Consider the following 18,497-nt stretch of genomic DNA (forward strand, 5'->3'; position numbering starts at 1 on the left):
TAGATTATGAGTACGCTTGCCGCCACCAAAACACATATTGGTTTTTTTGAAAAAGTGGTATTAAATTCGCTTTCCAAAATGACCCTAGGTAAGTTGGAGCTTTCCTTGCCAAATGGCGAAACACTCACTTTTGGTAACCATGAAGACAAGATTTCCGCCAATATTCAGGTGAACCATCCTGATTTTTTCAAATCAATAGCTTTATATGGCGATATCGGCTTTGGAGAAGGTTATACTCTGGGCCTTTGGGATACTTCGAATATTACAAACGTAATTAAATGGGTGCTCTTAAATATCGAAAGTGCGCCTTCGGTTACCGGAAGCAAAGCAAAATCAATTGCGCTTAACCTTTTTAAAATGGTAAACAAGCTTGCCCATGTCCGCAGGGCCAATACGCTTGCCGGTTCACAGAAAAATATTTCAGCACATTACGATCTTAACAATGATTTCTTTGCAACATTTTTAGATAAAACCATGACCTATTCGAGTGGTTATTTTATTAATGATCACGTCAGTTTAGAAGAATCGCAATATGCTAAATATGATCGCCTTGCAAAACAATTAAAGGTTAAAGCTACAGATCATGTTCTGGAAATTGGCAGTGGTTGGGGAGGCAATGCAATTTTTTTGGCAAAGAACTACGGCTGTCAAGTTACGTCAGTAACCATCTCAAAGGAACAGCAAAAACTTGCTCTACAAAGAGTAAAGGAAGAGGGACTTGAAGATCGGGTTTCAATCATCATTCAGGATTACCGCAAAATCGAAGGTACGTTTGATAAGATCGTTTCCATTGAAATGTTAGAAGCCGTCGGTCATCAATATTTGGAAACTTACTTCGAGAAATGCCAATCGTTGCTGAAAAAAGACGGTATTTTCGCTTTTCAAGTGATTACTTCTCCAGATAGCCGGTATGATAAATTACGGAACGGTGTAGATTGGATTCAAAAACACATCTTTCCGGGCTCACTGTTGCCGTCGGTTTCCGCAATCAACAAAGCCATTAATAATACCGGAGATTTGACCATGGTCGATTTGAAGGATATGGGTTTAGATTATGCAAAAACACTCCATCTTTGGTATCTGGAATTTAACAAACATTTGGATAAAGTTAAAGCCTTAGGTTTTGATGAAAATTTCATCCGTAAATGGAATTATTACCTAAACTATTGTGAAGCCGCTTTCGCCATGCGCAACATCAATGTAATGCAACTGGTCTATACGAGGCCAAATAATACATCGAGATAATATATACTTATGTTAATTTGAAGATGGTAATGAGGAATTGAATTTTAATTATAAAGTTAATAGATACTGGAATGGATAATAAGCGATGGCTAATTATCCATTTTTTTTGAAGAAATACATCATTCACCAAACATTTTTAATCTGACATCTTTTTTACCGATAAAAGTCGCACCTTTGCCGACTAAATTAACGAAGTCGCGTAAAAAGTATTCTACTCTGTTGTAACAAATTGCAACTTGCGCAGACTAATACCAAATACTAACAAATTAACATGAAAAGAATTTTACTCTTAATCCTCTCTGTCGGAATTTTTATAAACGCACATGCACAGTTTCCTGCAGGTGGTTTTGGTGGGGGTGCTAAGAAGCCAACAGTTTTCGGTCGTATCACAGCTACTATTTTAGATTCAGTAACAAAACAACCCATTGATTATGCAACAGTTTCGCTAATCGCTGTAAAAGATAGTAAGTCGGTAAATGGTGGGGTAACAGACCCAAAAGGTAAATTATCATTGCAAAATGTTGCGCCAGATGCGTATAAATTAATGATTGGCTTTATGGGCTATAAAACCAAATCTATTTTGGTTACTACAACACCAGCTAAGCCTGATCAAAACCTAGGAACAATCTATATTTCTTCCTCAGAAAATACACTTGCCGATGTTCAGGTTCAGGGAACCAAAGCCGTTATCGAAAATAAAATCGATAGAATGGTTTATAATGCAGAGGCCGATGGGACAAATGCAGGTGGCGATGCTACAGATGTGATGCGTAAAGTGCCTATGCTTTCGGTGGATGTTGATGGTAATGTTCAGCTTCGTGGTGGTGCCGTTCGTGTGTTAATTAATGGAAAACCTTCTGGTACCATGGCCAGCAGCGTTTCCGATGCGTTGAAAATGATACCTGCAGAGCAAATTAAAAGTGTTGAGGTAATAACCAGTCCATCAGCAAAGTATGATGCAGAAGGTTCTGGAGGTATTATCAATATCATCACTAAAAAATCAAATGCGCAAGGTGTAAGTGGTACGGTAAATTTATCTGCCGGAACCCGTCAAAATAATGGTGCATTTAACCTAACGGCAAAAACTGGGCGTCTAAGTGTCAATACAAGTTTGGGTGCTAACCTTGCTTATGCTCAGGATTCAAGAGTTTTATTTGAAAACAATACTCGAACAGATTCTGTCGGCAAAACAAATATCACCAGTATTTTCCAGGATGGTGTGTCAAAATGGAGCCGTAATGGGTATAATGGTAGCTTCGGTGCTGATTATGATTTTAATGCTTACAATAATCTAAGCTCCACCATTAAGTATAATAATTTCTCTAATGGAGGTCCAGGAAGTGCTAATTATATCTTAAACGGAGCACAATTCAGAAACATCAGTTCAATGGATATGGGCTTTAACAACTTCGATTGGAATGTGGATTATAAACACACTACGAAAAAAGAAGGAGAGGAGTTTACTGTTGCTGGTCAATTATCTTCAGGCAGGAATACCACTGAATTTGAAAACGAAATCATTGGCAGTAATTTTCCGGCAGTAAACAACGATAATACAGGTAAAAACAAAGAATATACTGTTCAAACGGATTACACTTATCCTTTCACAAAATCAACTATTCTTGAAGTTGGAGCTAAAGGAATTTTTCGCGATATCAGCAGTGCGTTTTCAAATAATGCAAACCAAAATTTCGATTACAACCAGGATGTAGCTTCTGCTTATGGCGTAATTAGCTTTAAGCTGAGTAAAAAGCTAAATTTTAAAGGCGGATTAAGATCTGAATATACCAGTATCGGATTTAATAACGCACAAGGTGGAATTCAGAAAAACGACTACTTTAACTTATTCCCGAGTGCCATCATTTCACAAACTTTAAAAGGTAATGCAACTTTAAAATTAAGTTATAACCGCAGGGTTCAAAGACCAAGTTTAGCTTACCTGAATCCTTTCCGTAACGAAAGTGATCAGTTTAATATCAGACAAGGAGAACCTACGTTAGATCCTGAGTTAAGTGATAACTTCGAGTTAGGCTATTCTACTTTCATTAAAGGATCTGTGATTAACGCCTCAGTATTTTACCGCAGAACTGGCGATGTAATTGAAAGTTCAATTATCTCATTAAGAGAGAATGGTTTTGATAAAACATTAACTACCTATATTAACGTAGGTACCGCACAAACTTATGGAGCAAATGTTTTTGCATCTTACAACCCGAAACCAAAATGGACATTGATGACCAACCTAGGCGTAAATACTTACGAAGTAAGCAATACTCAAACAGGCGTAAGTACAGGAACATTTTTAAATTATAACATTTTCGGACGATCGGCTTATGGATTTGGTAAAGGCTATAATTTTGAATTGTTTGGTGTTGTTAATTCGCCAAGAAGAACTTATCAAGGTAAAACTGATGCCATGGTATTCTATGGAGCATCATTCAAAAAAGATATTCTAAATAAAAAAGGCTCAATTGGTATCAATACACTAAATCCTTTCACCCGTGATTTACACATTAAAACAGTAAACAATTCGGTTACAACTGTTGGCAATAAAGTAAGTACACTTTATCAAAGTACCAATGTTTACTATCCTTTACGTTCTTTTGGTGTTAACTTTAGCTATAGCTTTGGTAAATTGAAATTCACGGAGAAAAAGAAAATCAAAAACGACGACATTAAGCAAGACCAGCAACAAGGTGGTGGTGGAATGGGCGGTGTACAACAATAAAAACCCAAATCAATTATAAATTTAAGTCCCCGGTTGTAAAATCGGGGACTTTTTTTGTTTAGTGTGTAAAAAATACACTTAGTGGATTTGTTTTTGTTAACTTTTTGCAGTAATGTATTTTTTTATGCCTGATTTTGCAGTTTATTTTTAGGCTTAATGCCCTTGTAGTGATAATCTGTGGTGTTTTGTGATTTTTGCTTGAAGGTGTTGAGTTTTTGCTTAGGTTTTATGCGGCAATTTATTTTTAAAAACTATATATTGCATTTAACTAACAAACATTAACCTAAACAATAGAGATATGAGAAAAATCTTTACCTCGCTACTTTTCGTGTGTATGTTGCTTGTTGGCATCTCGTCATTTGCGCAAGTAAAAACCATCACAGGGAAAGTAACTTCTTCAGATGATAACGGACCTTTACCTGGAGCAAGTATTAAAGTCAAAGGGGCAAATACCGGAGCCTCGACAGATGGAAACGGAAACTTCACCATTCAGGTTTCTTCCTCGAACGCGGTTTTAGTAGTTAGCTTAATTGGTTACAAAACACAGGAGGTTACAGTAGGGAATCGAACCACCGTAAACCTGGCACTTGCTTCAGATTCGCAACAACTTGAAGAGGTAACGGTTTCTACAGGATTAGGGATTACCCGGCAGGCGAAATCACTTGGTTATGCTGCACAACAGGTTGACAACAAAGCTTTAAACTTTAACCACCAACCGAACTTAATCAATGCCTTGCAGGGAAAAGTTGCAGGTGCAACCATTTCCAGTATGGGCGGTGGTCCTGGTCAGGGTGCGAATATTAGAATCAGAGGTGTTAACTCCATCGATCCAAGTATTCCAAGTGATCCGCTTTATGTTATTGATGGTGTGCAGATTGATAATTCTACCTCTACATTGGGCGCAAATCCGGGTGGCACCGCTTACGGAGCCAGAGGAGTGAGCAACAGAGCGTCAGATATTAATCCGGAAGATATTGAAACAATTAACATTTTAAAGGGTGGTGCGGCAACCGCTTTATATGGGCTAAGAGGTGTAAATGGGGTAGTGGTTATCACCACTAAACGAGGTGCTGCAGGCGCCTTGAGCATCAATTTAAATAGTAGTTATGGTTTTGATGAGGTTTTGAAGAAACCTGCTGTTCAAACTGAATATACTCAGGGTGTTTTAGGTGTTTATGCAAATCCGCCAAGCGGTATTGGGCCAGCATGGGGACCAACAATAGCAGAAGCAAAACTACTTGATCCAACACATCCGGATCAACTTTACGACAATTATGACAGGGCTTTTGGAACGGGTCAACAGATTAAAAATTCAGTTTCAGTAGCCGGTGGAAGTGAAGCGGTAAAGTTTTTCTCTTCGGTATCGCAACTCTATCAAAAAGGTATGATGCCAAATACTGATTACAAAAATCTTTCAGGTAGGTTAAATACCGATATCACCATTAGCCCTAAGTTTAAAGCTTCAGTGAATATGAACTTTAGCAATGCAGGTGGTTATACTTACAGTGCAGATCGGTTTGGTGAAGGTTTGGCATATTGGTCGCCTCGCTATGATGTTGCAGATTACATCAACGAAAATGGTACACAAAAGTATATCGGAACAAATAACCCAATTTGGGGAACAGAAACGAACCAGTTGAAAAGTGATGTGAATCGTTTCATTGGCGGAGCAGCATTAACTTACGAGCCAACCAAATGGTTGAACTTTTCATACCGTTTTGGATTAGATACCTATAATGATAACCGTGTAAGAACTGCACCGGGCCCAATGGGCATTACCGGCGAACAGGTGTATGACAATGACCAGGGATTCTATGGCGAGTATAATTCAAAAGTTAGAACATTAAATGGTACTTTCTTAGCAACCTTAACTTCAAAAATAACAAGTGATATTAATGGTACGTTGAGGTTGGGACAGGAGATGTATGATAGCCGGTTAAAAAACATCGGTAGTTTAGGAAGTCAGTTGAGTATTTACAACTTTTTTAACCTAGCCAATGCAAAAGTAATTAGCGTGTCGCAATCCATCACGCAGAAAAGATTAGTAGGTTATTTTGGAGAGGCTACTTTCGATTATAAGAACTACTTATTTTTAACCTTAACTGGTAGAAATGATATCACGTCAACCTTGTCTAAAGAAAACAGATCATTCTTTTATCCATCAGCAAGTATTAGTTACGTATTTTCTGACCAATTTAAACTTCCTTCGGCAATTAGCCAGGCCAAGTTAAGATTATCGTATGCTAAACTTGGAAAAGACGCACCAATTTATGCAGGTGCATCGTCAGGTTTCGCTACTTATGGCAGTTTACCAACGGGAACCACAGGTTTAACGCTTGCGTCTAACCTCGGAAATCCAAGCCTTCGCCCTGAATTTACAAATACTTTCGAAACTGGCTTGGAGATGTCTTTTTTTAAAGGTCGTTTAGGATTTGATTTTACTTATTATTATTCATTGAGTAAGGATCAGATTATTCAGGCACAAATTACCTCAGCAACAGGTTATGTAACCACATCAATCAACGCTGGCAATATTCGTAACAGAGGAGTCGAATTGGTGATCAATGGAAAACCTATTGATGGAAAAGATTTTAAATGGGGTGTTAACTTAAATGTATCAGCAAATAGAAACAAAATCCTTTACTTACCAACTGATATTATTTATGGTGCCGCAAGGGGTTATGGAAATGCTGGTGTAACTATGAAGTTGGTTGAAGGGCAGGCTTTTGGTAACATTTATGGTTCGTATTTTAACAGGTATTCAGGTGGACAACCTCAAGACCCTAACTTCTTGGATAAGAATTTGCCATTGCTTATTGGAGCTGATGGCTTCCCGATCATTTCTGGTGGTACACAAAGAATTTTAGGTAACTCACAACCAGATTATGTTATCGGTATGGGGAATAACTTTAGCTACAAACGTTTTAGTTTGAATGTTTTGTTTGATGCCCGTTTAGGCTTCGAAAAATATAACTGGCTGGAAGATTTTTATTCTGCTTTCGGTTTGCCAGATTACACTGCCGACAGAAGATCATTCAGAACGTTTGAAGGTGTGCTTGCAAATGGAACGCCAAATACAAAGCAAGTTTGGTTAGGTCAGCGTTTCGGTCCTGATGGTGTAGATTATGGTGAAGGTTACTACCGCAGATTTTACAGAAACGTTTCTGAGCCTTTTGTAACAGATGCATCTTGGGTTCGCCTTCGTTCTGCGAGTTTAAGTTATGCTTTGCCAACAAATTGGTTACCTAAAAAAGCAATCAGGTCTGCTTCGGTTTCAGTAACAGGAAATAACCTTTGGTTATGGACCAAATACTACGGTGTAGATCCGGAGTCAAGTTCGTATGATGCGGGTAGTAACAATGATGGTTCAGCCGGATTTACCTATCCAACTGCCCGTACAATTATGTTTGCTCTAAATGTTGGTTTTTAATTTGATCATGATGAAAAATATTTTAAAATATACAGTATTATCGGTTTTGACGGCAAGTATTGCACTTCAAGGCTGTAAAGACAGCTATTTTGATAACGTTGCTAAAAACCCTAACCAAGTAACTACGCCAACTTTAGCGTCTCTGCTGGCTACATCAACCAGTAAGGCTGGCGTAAATAACTATAATGTTGCGAGTGCCATCGTTCCATATGTTCAGTACACCGCTAATCCTGCTGCTGCAGGTGCAGGTGATACTTATCAGTCAATAGATTTTAGTGGCACATGGGATGCGCTTTATTTTGCCATAGCCGATGCCAATGAAATGAAAAAAATGGCCGTTGCCCAGGGCTCGAGTGAGTACAAAGGTGTTGCGGATGTACTGATGGCCTATAACCTGATTATGGTTAATGATATGTGGGGAAGTGCACCATTTTCTCAGGCTTTTGATATTACAAATTTCTTCCCGAAATACGATTCAGCTCAGGAAATTTATAACCAAAGCATGGCTTTAGTAGATGAGGCTATTGTAGAGTTGGCTAAAACCAACGCTACTGTAAAATTAGCTGCAACTAGCGATTTGATTTACGGAACAACAGGTGCTAATGAAAGGGCAAACTGGTTGAAATTTGCTTACGCGTTGAAAGCTCGGTTATTAAATAAAGTCAGCAAAACGAGCACCTATAATCCTACAGCAGTGCTATCAGCAGTTGGAAGTTCATTTGCTTCTAACGCGGAAGATGCTCAAATGGCAACTTTCAGTGTCCGCAACTTTTGGGCAGGTGTTGCCATCAGTAATGCATCACAATCTTTAGGTGGATGGTTATCGGAACAATTAATTGATCACTTAAACGGTACCACTTACGGTTTGTTTGATCCGCGTATTGCGAAGATTACAGATAGAACAGTTAATAACGTTTATATCGGTACCGTAAACGGTGCTGGAAATAGATTGCCGGGAGCAAATACTGTAAAAGATGAATGTTATATTTCTGTAAATTCACCCTGGACCAGTCCAACCTCACCAATTTTTATCGCCACCTATGCAGAGATGAAATTTATTGAAGCTGAAGCTGCATTCACAACAGATAAGACACGTTCCTACAACGCGTACCTGGCAGCAATTTCAGCCAATATGGATAAATTTCAGGTAGCAGCAGCCGATAAGGCAACGTACCTTGCAGATCCGCGTGTGGCAGTTGGTGTGGCGGCATTCACGAAGGATTTAATTTTTAAAGAAAAATATGTAGCTACATACTTAAATCCAGAAGCATGGAATGATGCCCGCCGTTACGATTATAAATACAAAGACTTCACACTACCGGTGAACGTTACCCTTCCTGATTTCATCAGAAGAAATGATTATCCGCAAGGTGAGCGTAGTAAGAATGGTGCTAACGTTCCTGCAGAAGTGCCTAGAACAACTAAGTTATGGTGGGATCAGTAACAATTTTATTGAAAGAATAAATATGAAGCCCTAATCGTATGTCGGTTAGGGCTTTTTTTGTAATTTATCGTTAAATATTTAACATGAAAAAATCTCTGCTTTTTCTCTTGCTGCTCCTTTCATCGGTTCAGATATTCGCTCAATCCTTCACATTAAAATCAGTACTAAGCTATCCATTCCCGAATCAGTTAACAGCATCCGCTAACGGTGCTAAAATTTCATGGGCTGCTAATGAACAAGGCATAAGAAATATTTACACGGCAGAAGCCCCATCTTTTAAAGTGAAGAAGGTTACCGATTTTAAAGAAGATGATGGTCAGGAATTAACCAGCGTTTCTATTTCAGCTGATGGGAAATGGATTGTGTTTGTAAGAGGTGGCGATCATGGGGGTAGAGATGGCGGTCCGGTTAATGCCAATTCATCAATCACCGCACCAAAAGTTCAGGTGTTTTCTATTCCGTTTACAGGCGGAGATTTAATTCCATTAGGCGAGGGTGATTATCCCGTGTTATCTCCGAAAAGTAACGAAGTTTTATTTGTAAATGCAGGCCAGATAAAAACTGTTCCTGTAAATGGGGCGATAACAGCAAAAAATCTTTTTTATGCCAAAGGTGTAAACTCAGCTTACAAATGGTCGCCGGATGGTAAACAGGTTGCATTTGTAAGTAATCGAACAGATCATTCTTTTATTGGCATCTACAGCAAAGAGAAAACGTCGATACAATGGTTACAACCATCTTTTTCTAAAGATAATGCACCGGCATGGTCTCCGGATGGTAAATATTTGGCTTTTATCAGAACACCCGGATCTGGTGGAGAAACGGATTCGATTTTAGCTAAAAAACATCAGCCCTGGGCAATATGGACTGTTAACGTTAACGATGGAACAGGGAAACCAATATGGAAAGCACCCGAAACCATTATGGGCTCTTATCCCTCAATTGAAGGCGGGGCAAATTTAACTTGGGCAGCAAATAGAATCGTTTTTTCTTCCTATGAAGATGGTTGGCCACATTTATATTCAATGAATCCAGATGGGTCAAATAAAGTTTTATTAACACCAGGAAATTTCACTGTCGAAAACATTAAACTGAGTCACGATAAAAAAACGATTGTTTTCTCTGCAAACAAAATTGTAGATGTTCATGATCTGGACAGAAGACATATCTACAAAGTTTCGGTTGATCGGGCAAACATGGAGGCCTTAACATCTGGTAAAGGAATAGAAACTTATCCGGTAATGGCCGGAGATAACCAGACTGTAATTTGTTTAAGTTCGACTGCTGAAAGACCATTGTTACCTGCGTTAATAACGAAAGATAAAAAGGTGGAATTGATAGGTGAGCAGCTCATTCCAGCTGATTTTCCTTTAAATGAAATGGTTGAGCCCAAACATGTTCGCTTTAATGCTCCGGATGGGAAACCGGTTTATGGCCAGTTATTTTCGCCTAAAAAAGCCGTGCAAAACCATCCGGCAATTGTATATGTTCATGGTGGGCCGCAGCGGCAAATGTATTTGGGCTGGAGTCCGATGGATTATTATTCTATTGATTATGCATTAAATCAATATTTGGTTCAGCTGGGGTTTACAGTTTTATCTGTGAATTACCGTTTAGGTTTAGGTTATGGCTACGACTTTCATAAGCCTGCAAATGCCGGGGCTCAAGGTGCTTCAGAATACCAGGATATTAAAGCCGCTGGCGAGTGGCTGGCCAAACAACCTGATATAGATGGTCAAAGAATTGGGATTTACGGCGGTTCATATGGAGGATATTTAACGGCTTTGGCATTAGGGAAAGATTCGAAGTTATTTGCTGCGGGTGTTGATATTCATGGCGTAAATAATCGATTTAGCAATAGTGGGGTGGAAGGGAAAGCACCGGCGCCAGATGCAGATTTGGCTGCTAAACTAGCCATGCAATCTTCGCCAGTAACTTATATCAATACCTGGACATCACCTACACTAATTATACATGCGGATGATGACCGCAATGTTGCATTTTCTCAAAGTGTAGACCTTGCGAAACGTTTTGAAGACAAAAAGTTCAAATTTGAGTTTCTGGTGATTCCTGATGATACCCATCATTGGATGAAGTTCTCTAACGGAGTAAAAGTAAGTGAAGCTACAGCCGATTTTTTAAAGCGTAAACTCATAGACAAAAAGTAATGTAACCGATCAATCTTTTTTAATTTCTTTCAGGATCATTAAACTCAAGGCGTTAAAACCATAGCCGCTGATATTGTTCTGTAGCATGACAACAGATTGATCATAAAATAACGGAACAACAGGTGAATTTTCCATCACCAGCTGATCCATTTTGCGGTAAAGTGCGAAACGTTTTTCATCATCGGTTTCGTAATAACTTTGTTCAAAAAGCTGATCAAATTCCTTATTGTAAAATGCGAAATAATTAGGTCCGAAGGGAACTTTGTTTTTTGAGTAAAACATCGAAAGGAAATTTTCGCCGTCTGCATAATCTGCAAGCCATGAACCCCGGAAAAAATTAACGCTGTTTTTCGACATCAAATCTCTCAAGCTAGCACTCGGACTAACATCAATCTTTACTTTGATGCCCACGTTAGTAAGCTCGCCCTGAATAAATTCGATTAAATCTTTATAAGTTGTAGTGGTATTCAGCGTTATTTCTGGCATTCCTTTACCTTCCGGGAAACCGGCCTCTTTTAATAATTTGGAAGCTAAAGCAGGGTTGTACGAATAACCACGAACAGCCAGACTATCAAAACCAGGCATCCCTTTTGGAATAAAGCCGGAGGTAGCAGCAAGACCAATCCCGTTTCTTAAGTATCTGATGAGTTTATCCCGATCAATGGCGTAGTTAATCGCCTGCCTGATTTTTTTAACTTTTAATGGTGAATTTTTTACAAGTGCTAAATTAGTATCGACTAAAATTCCGACGTATTCTGTGCACAAATACGGGCTTTTGGTTAATGTAAACTTGCCTTTATATTTGGAACTCATTTCCCCGTTTTTAGTTAAAATATCGTCGCGGTAACTGCCATCAACGTTATAATAAAAATCCAGATCTTTTTTCAAGAAACTCATAAAGCCACTTTGCTTATCAGTAATAAAAGTAGCTTTTACCGCATCGAGATAAGGTAGTTTTTGTCCGGCCTTATTTTTTTCGAAGTAATGCTCATTTTTAAGCAGCACCAAAATCTCTCCTTCTTTCCAGTATTTAAATTTGAATGGCCCGGTTCCAACAGGATGACTTCTAAAATCTTTTCCATAATGTTCTACCACTTCTTTTGGTACAACCGAACAGTATTGAGTAGTCAGCAGGTTCATGAAAGGCGGGAAAGGACGTTGCAGTTTAATCTGAAAGGTAGTATCGTTTACGGCGATAAAACTATTTTGATCTTTCACCTTGTCACTAAAAATCCATCCGCCTGAAGATGCTACTTTGGGATCAATTAATCTGTAAAATGAATAAGCAAAATCGCTGGCAATTACTTTTCTTCCCTTACCCTTTCTAAAAATAGGATCATCCTGGAAGTAAACATCATCACGAAGATTAAAAGTATAAGTCAGAGCATCTTTGGAAACCGCCCAGCTTTTTGCAATACATGGAACAGTTTGCAATGAAGAATCGATCTGAACCAGACCATTAAAGATTTGGTTGGTCATCCAGATCGCATTCTGATTGCGGGCAAAAGCCGGATCTAAGGAGGTTAAGCCCTGATCCAGATTAATGCTAAAGACTTTTTTGTCGCTATGATCATCTGTTTGCCTGCATCCGGCAAAAATTAAACAACTAAAAATCCAAAATATATAATGAAATGAACCTCGCATGCGATCAGGAATGTTATTTTTGCACAAATTAATAAATTTAATGGAGATGTCTTTTTTAAACGATTTATTTATTGGCCTGGATGCCGCAAAGCAAGAAGATTTACAAGAACGTTTAGATATTGTGGAGCATAAGATTAAGTTTATGGATAAAATGCCGATTGCTTTGTTAGATGTGAATAATAACCCAAGTTATTTCCTTTCAGAAGAGATTGCATTTGCAGGTGGAATGATAGAATCAGACATTATGAGTGCAGTTTTTATTATTTATTATCAGCCTGGTAAAACGCTTACTGATCTGATGCGTGAAGTACCTGCAGTTTTAAGTGCCGATTGGCAGGCCGTAACAAACAACAGAATCATTTTATTGAACGATGATATTGATCGTGAGCGAAATGCAGAAAATGCGGTTTCACTAATTGAAGATATGGCGGAGATGCTGCATCCGGGATCCTTTATTTTTGGGCATGAGGGTGATAAATGGATTAGATTTGGTGCCTAAATTAGATGGATGACGTGCGGTATTCGTGGATAACATGGTTTAATTCTCACAAAAAGAAATCATAACTTATTAGTCAATTCAACAATGAAGAAGTTTTTCGCTATCGCAACGTTTCTTTTTATCTCTTTGTTTGCTCACTCGCAAACTGTACCAACATTAACGGCTGATGTTTCAGAAAAACTTTCCAAAATGCCTATACGCTGTATAGGACAGGAATTTCCGAATAAAACTTCGCATGTAGCAAATTCCGCAGTTGACGGGCGTTTGCTTCCAAGTGAATTACATCCGGCATTTTTCGGTTGTTTAGACTGGCACAGTTCAGTTCATGGGCACTGGATGCTCTTGCGTTTACTCAAAACGGTTCCAGATTTGAAGAATAAGGCGGAGATCATCGCCATTTTAAATAAAACTTTTAAGCTTGAAAAAATGCAGGCAGAGGCCGAGTATTTTACCAAGTATCAGGTAGCCAATACTTATGAACGTACTTATGGCTGGGCCTGGTTATTAAAGCTCGATCAGGAATTGTATACCTGGGATAATCCGGATGCAAAAAAATGGTATGCTGCATTGCAACCGTTAACACAACAGATATTAAAACTTTGGAAAGCTTATCTGCCCAAACAAACTTATCCAAATAGAACGGGCGTTCATCCAAACACTGCATTTGGTTTGGTGTTTGCTTTGGATTGGGCAAGAACCTTTAAAGATTCAGCCTTTGAAAAACAAATCAACGATAAAGCAAAAGCCTTTTATTTAGATAATACTGCAACTCCCGCTTATCTGGAGCCAGATGGTTCAGACTTCTTTTCGCCGAGTTTAGAAATAGCTGATTTAATGAGAAAGGTGCTTCCAAATAAGGATTTTTTGGCTTGGTTAAATAAGTTTTACGAGAAAAGAAGCATCGAGCGCATCAGTGATTTGCCCATCATCAGCGATATTAACGATTATCAGGGTGTTCATTTAGTTGGTTTATCTTTTACCCGGGCCTGGTGTATGAAGGGTATTGCCAAAGAGCTGCCTAACAACCATAAGTGGAAAAAACACTTTGAACTTACTGCCGATAAATTTCTAGCCAATGCACTTCCATTGGTGTTTGCTGGTAATTATGGCGGCGACCATTGGCTCGCATCTTTCGCTGTTTATGCTTTAGAATAGTAAGGTGGAGATTAAAATACGATAGAATCGTATAGCTATGATGCACTCGTTAGAAACGAGCGCAGGCGTGAATGGAGGATGACGGCTAATCGGTAATCTGTGTATTTTATTTGTTTGAATCTAAGGGGAAATTTAACAGACCCTGACTTCGAAATCAAAAATCCTGTTTAAAACTTGATGAACTTGTCAATTTGCTCATCCGTAAACTTAAGGGTATCTTCTTTAAACAAATTTCCGTTTTCATTCAGCTCTTGCTTAATATTCGGAATATGGATGCGCAAAGGCAAAACATGCAGGTGAACGTAGTGGCAAACGCCTGTAAAGTGATCTACACCGCGGATGTTGCCATATTTACCTGAGGAAACCCCAATTAAAGCGGCTTTTTTATCATAAAAGCTATCCGGATAATTACAGGCATCAACCAATACTTTTAAAACGCCAGGATAACTGCCATTATATTCTGGCATAACAAAAATAAATTTCTCGGTAGATGAAATTAAATCCTGTATTTTTTGGAATGCCACCGAGCGTTTGCCATACATATCAGTATTTAAAACATCTGCAGGTAAATGTTCAAGGCTGAACAAGTTAGCATCCGAACCTTTGAATTTAAGTTGTTGCTGGTAATATTTAGCAACTTTTAACGTATTGCTATTGGGTCTGTTGGTGGCTGCTATAATTGTAATCATGGATGAATTGTTAATAAGATGTTCAAAACCCAAATGCCCTTATTGCTAAAATTGCCATATAGTTTGTATCTTAGCTGATTGATAAAAAGGGCGTAAACAACGCAAAAATAGAACTTTTTGCCGATTAAAAGGCATGATTTAGCAACGCCCGTATAAGCTTTAAGTAAATTTCGGATAGATAGATGAGCAAAATTATTGCATTAGCAAATCAAAAAGGTGGCGTTGGTAAAACAACATCATCTATAAACCTGGCTGCGAGTTTAGCCGTATTAGAATACAGAACGTTATTGGTAGATGCTGATCCTCAGGCGAATTCAACTTCAGGCATTGGTTTTGATCCCCGGAATATAAAAGACAGTATCTACGAATGTATCATCAACGATATTGATCCCTTACAGGCGATTCAGAAAACTGATACACCAAATTTGGATTTACTTCCTGCGCACATCGACCTGGTGGGTGCTGAAATCGAGATGATTAATCTGAACAACCGTGAGTATAAAATGAAAGCGGTTTTAGAGAAAATTAAAGATCAGTATGATTTTATTATTATAGATTGCTCTCCTTCATTGGGTTTAATTACCATCAATGCCTTAACAGCTGCCGATTCGGTTATCATTCCGGTTCAATGTGAGTATTTCGCCCTGGAAGGTTTAGGTAAATTGCTTAATACAATTAAAATTGTTCAAAACCGTTTAAATCCTCAGTTGGAGATAGAAGGGATTTTATTGACCATGTACGATGTTCGTTTACGTTTATCGAACCAGGTGGTAGAAGAAGTACGAACGCACTTTCACGAACTGGTTTTTGATACCATTATTCAACGAAACACCCGCTTGAGTGAGGCGCCGAGTTATGGGGTATCGGTAATTATGCATGATGCAAACTGCAAAGGTGCCATTAACTACCTGAATCTTGCCCGCGAAATCGTGAAGAAAAACGGATTATTGAAGGAAGAAGAAAACATAAATACAGCAACTTTATAAATTATAGATGACATCTTTTCAGCGAAAAACAGGTTTAGGAAGAGGGTTAAGTGCGCTTTTAGATGATAGCGAATCTTCTCATCCACCAAAACAGCAGGTGAATGACGTGAGCGAAACTGAGCAGATTGGCAATATCAGTCATGTAAGTTTAACCGAAGTTGAAACCAATCCTTATCAGCCACGTACCGAATTTGACCAGGTAGCATTAAACGAGCTTGCTGATTCCATAAAAGTTCAAGGCTTGATCCAGCCAATCACGGTAAGAAAATTATCTGCCAATAAATATCAGTTAATATCTGGCGAACGTAGATTCAGGGCTTCTAAACTTGCAGGACTAACAAAGGTTCCGGCCTATATTCGCAGTGCCAACGACCAGCAAATGCTGGAAATGGCATTGATTGAAAATATCCAGAGGGAGAATTTAAATGCCATTGAAGTAGCTTTAAGTTTTCAGCGGATGATTGATGAAGTGGGTTTAAAGCAAGAGCAATTGGGTGAACGGGTAGGTAAAAACCGTACCACCGTTACCAATTATCTGCGTTTGTTAAAACTTCCCCCAGCTATTCAGGCTTCCATTCGTGATCAGCGCATTTCCATGGGGCACGCCAGGGCATTAATCAATGTTGATGGTGTGGATAAACAATTGTTCATCCACCAGGAAATTTTAGAAAAAGGTTTATCCGTACGAAAAGTAGAAGAACTCGTTCGTAATTTGCAACATGCGCCGCTAAAGGTGGAAGATCAGCCGAAAACAAAAGCTGTTTCTTTTCAATATCAAAAACTACAGGATGATTTAGCTTCAAAATTTGCTACAAGGGTAAAACTGAAAGTAAGTCAGAATGGTAAAGGTGCAATCGAAATTCCTTTTATGAGCGATGATGATTTAAACAGGATTTTAGAATTATTAGACTGGTAATGCAACTTCATAGGCTTTTAATACTGGTTTCCTTATTTACTTTTTTTCTTGTAAACCAAGCTTCGGCTCAGGTAGAAGATACTGTATCAAAAGCTACTGACACTATAAAGAGTCGGAACTACAGGCCTATGAAAGTTGATTCTCCAAAGGTAATGACCAGAAGAGATTCAATGAAGGCTAAATATGTTAATCCAGGCAAGGTTGCCGGAAGAAAAGCTGTAATTAAATCGCTCATTCTACCTGGTTTGGGGCAAATTTATAACATGCAATTGCTAAATGATGGATCGAGGGCAGGCAAAAACCTTACCTTTCAACGCATTTACACTATAGGTAAAATAGGAGCAATTTATGGTGGTTTTACGGTTTTAACGCTATCTTTTATAGAAAGCAGTAAGCAATACAATCTTTATTTGACAGAGCTGCAATACCGTAACGAAAATAATAACAGACCAGATCCAAATGGACCATTTGTAAACCCAGATAAGATAACTTCAAGATATTCTACTCAGGGAATTACGACAGGAAAAGACACTTACCGTAGAAACAAGCAAATTGTGCTTTTCTCTTATGGATTGGTTTATTTCGCCAATGTAGTTGATGCGTATGTGGCTGCCCGTTTACATTTCTTCAATATTGATGACACTTTATCTTTTAAGGTGTTGCCAACAATGATCAACTCAAATAGCATATATAGTTTTAACGCTACACCTGCAATAAAACTCTCCCTAACATTTTAAATTCCAACTCATGAAAATTGCGCTTTTAGGTTATGGCAAAATGGGACAAATTATCGAAAAATTTGCCCTTGAACGTGGTCATGAAATCGTTTTAAAAATATCAATAGATAACCAGGAAGATTTAACCAGGCAAAACTTGAAATCAGCAGATGTGGCCATTGATTTTAGTACGCCAGATTCGGTTTTAAATAACATTAATGCTTGTTTCGATGCAAATGTTCCCGTTGTGGTAGGTACCACCGGCTGGTATGGCAAACTTCAGGAGGTTAAAAATGATTGCAACACCAGTAACAATACACTGTTGTATGGGTCTAATTTTAGTATTGGCGTTAACTTGTTTTTCAAATTAAATCAAACTTTAGCAAAACTGATGAATAACTACCCGGCTTATGAAGTTCAGGTTGAGGAAATTCATCATACACAAAAGCTTGATGCACCAAGTGGAACAGCCATTACTTTAGCTGAAGGGATTGTAGATCATCTGGAACGGAAAGCGGAATGGTTGAATGAAGTAATTGGAACTGATGTGGAAGTTTTTCCGAAAGCGGAACAATTGCTGATCGAATCGCACCGTATTGAAAATATACCTGGAACGCATACGGTAATTTACAGCAGTGAGGTAGATGATATTGAGATAAAACATACTGCACATAGCCGGGCTGGTTTTGCTTTAGGCGCTGTTGTAGCGGCAGAATGGGTAAAGGATAAAAAAGGGTTTTTCAGTATTACCGATATTTTCGAGTAGGAGCAGGAAGAAAAGAACAAAGAATAAGGAGCAAAGACGAGGGAGCAAAGAGCAGGAGTTAATAGGCTTAAAATCGAATAAAATCAGATAACAGTTAACCGGTTTATATAA

General features: G+C 38.5%; 13 protein-coding genes. 11 read left to right on the forward strand and 2 right to left on the reverse strand.

Translation table 11 applies throughout. The features are described 5' to 3' along the window. Positions 1-6: 6 nt before the first annotated feature. The 5 genes from EA772_RS10425 (at position 7) to EA772_RS10445 (ending at position 11,015) form a co-directional block, all read left to right on the forward strand. On the forward strand, positions 7-1,245 hold the full coding sequence (locus EA772_RS10425; protein WP_124912978.1) for a cyclopropane-fatty-acyl-phospholipid synthase family protein: 1,239 nt from the start codon (positions 7-9) through the stop codon (positions 1,243-1,245). 271 nt (positions 1,246-1,516) lie between these two features. Then, positions 1,517-3,973: an outer membrane beta-barrel family protein gene (locus EA772_RS10430; protein WP_124912980.1), complete on the forward strand. Its 2,457-nt coding sequence runs from the start codon at positions 1,517-1,519 to the stop codon at positions 3,971-3,973. A 298-nt stretch (positions 3,974-4,271) separates the two neighbouring features. Next, complete coding sequence (locus EA772_RS10435) at positions 4,272-7,403, forward strand: SusC/RagA family TonB-linked outer membrane protein (RefSeq protein WP_246834086.1); 3,132 nt, start codon at positions 4,272-4,274, stop codon at positions 7,401-7,403. Positions 7,404-7,410: 7 nt separating this feature from the next. Continuing rightward, a complete protein-coding gene (locus EA772_RS10440; RefSeq protein ID WP_199564040.1) occupies positions 7,411-8,847 on the forward strand; it encodes a SusD/RagB family nutrient-binding outer membrane lipoprotein in 1,437 nt (478 codons plus the stop codon). Positions 8,848-8,930: 83 nt separating this feature from the next. After that, positions 8,931-11,015: a prolyl oligopeptidase family serine peptidase gene (locus tag EA772_RS10445; RefSeq protein ID WP_124912982.1), complete on the forward strand. Its 2,085-nt coding sequence runs from the start codon at positions 8,931-8,933 to the stop codon at positions 11,013-11,015. 9 nt (positions 11,016-11,024) lie between these two features. Here EA772_RS10445 and EA772_RS10450 read toward each other — a convergent pair whose 3' ends face one another. Beyond that, positions 11,025-12,686, reverse strand: a complete 1,662-nt coding sequence (locus EA772_RS10450; protein ID WP_371683165.1) for an ABC transporter substrate-binding protein — start codon at positions 12,684-12,686, stop codon at positions 11,025-11,027. 19 nt (positions 12,687-12,705) lie between these two features. Between EA772_RS10450 and EA772_RS10455 the strand changes: the two genes are divergently transcribed. Further along, the gene (locus EA772_RS10455) at positions 12,706-13,158 is read left to right on the forward strand and encodes a hypothetical protein (RefSeq protein ID WP_124912984.1); all 453 of its coding nucleotides are present in this window, start codon (positions 12,706-12,708) and stop codon (positions 13,156-13,158) included. An 84-nt stretch (positions 13,159-13,242) separates the two neighbouring features. Continuing rightward, the gene (locus EA772_RS10460; RefSeq protein WP_124912986.1) at positions 13,243-14,313 is read left to right on the forward strand and encodes a DUF2891 domain-containing protein; all 1,071 of its coding nucleotides are present in this window, start codon (positions 13,243-13,245) and stop codon (positions 14,311-14,313) included. A 167-nt stretch (positions 14,314-14,480) separates the two neighbouring features. Here EA772_RS10460 and EA772_RS10465 read toward each other — a convergent pair whose 3' ends face one another. Then, the gene (locus EA772_RS10465; RefSeq protein ID WP_124912988.1) at positions 14,481-15,002 is read right to left on the reverse strand and encodes an NADPH-dependent FMN reductase; all 522 of its coding nucleotides are present in this window, start codon (positions 15,000-15,002) and stop codon (positions 14,481-14,483) included. 182 nt (positions 15,003-15,184) lie between these two features. Here EA772_RS10465 and EA772_RS10470 point away from each other — a divergent pair, with 182 nt between their 5' ends. The 4 genes from EA772_RS10470 to dapB all read left to right on the forward strand — a co-directional run bounded on the left by EA772_RS10470 (position 15,185) and on the right by dapB (position 18,386). After that, the gene (locus EA772_RS10470; protein ID WP_010601678.1) at positions 15,185-15,988 is read left to right on the forward strand and encodes a ParA family protein; all 804 of its coding nucleotides are present in this window, start codon (positions 15,185-15,187) and stop codon (positions 15,986-15,988) included. A 7-nt stretch (positions 15,989-15,995) separates the two neighbouring features. Next, a complete protein-coding gene (locus EA772_RS10475; RefSeq protein ID WP_010601677.1) occupies positions 15,996-16,904 on the forward strand; it encodes a ParB/RepB/Spo0J family partition protein in 909 nt (302 codons plus the stop codon). A 128-nt stretch (positions 16,905-17,032) separates the two neighbouring features. After that, a complete protein-coding gene (locus tag EA772_RS10480) occupies positions 17,033-17,641 on the forward strand; it encodes a DUF5683 domain-containing protein (RefSeq protein ID WP_124912990.1) in 609 nt (202 codons plus the stop codon). Positions 17,642-17,651: 10 nt separating this feature from the next. After that, positions 17,652-18,386: a 4-hydroxy-tetrahydrodipicolinate reductase gene (dapB, locus tag EA772_RS10485; protein WP_010601675.1), complete on the forward strand. Its 735-nt coding sequence runs from the start codon at positions 17,652-17,654 to the stop codon at positions 18,384-18,386. Positions 18,387-18,497: the final 111 nt, after the last annotated feature.

This window comes from Pedobacter sp. G11 (assembly GCF_003860265.1).
Lineage (GTDB): Bacteria > Bacteroidota > Bacteroidia > Sphingobacteriales > Sphingobacteriaceae > Pedobacter > Pedobacter agri.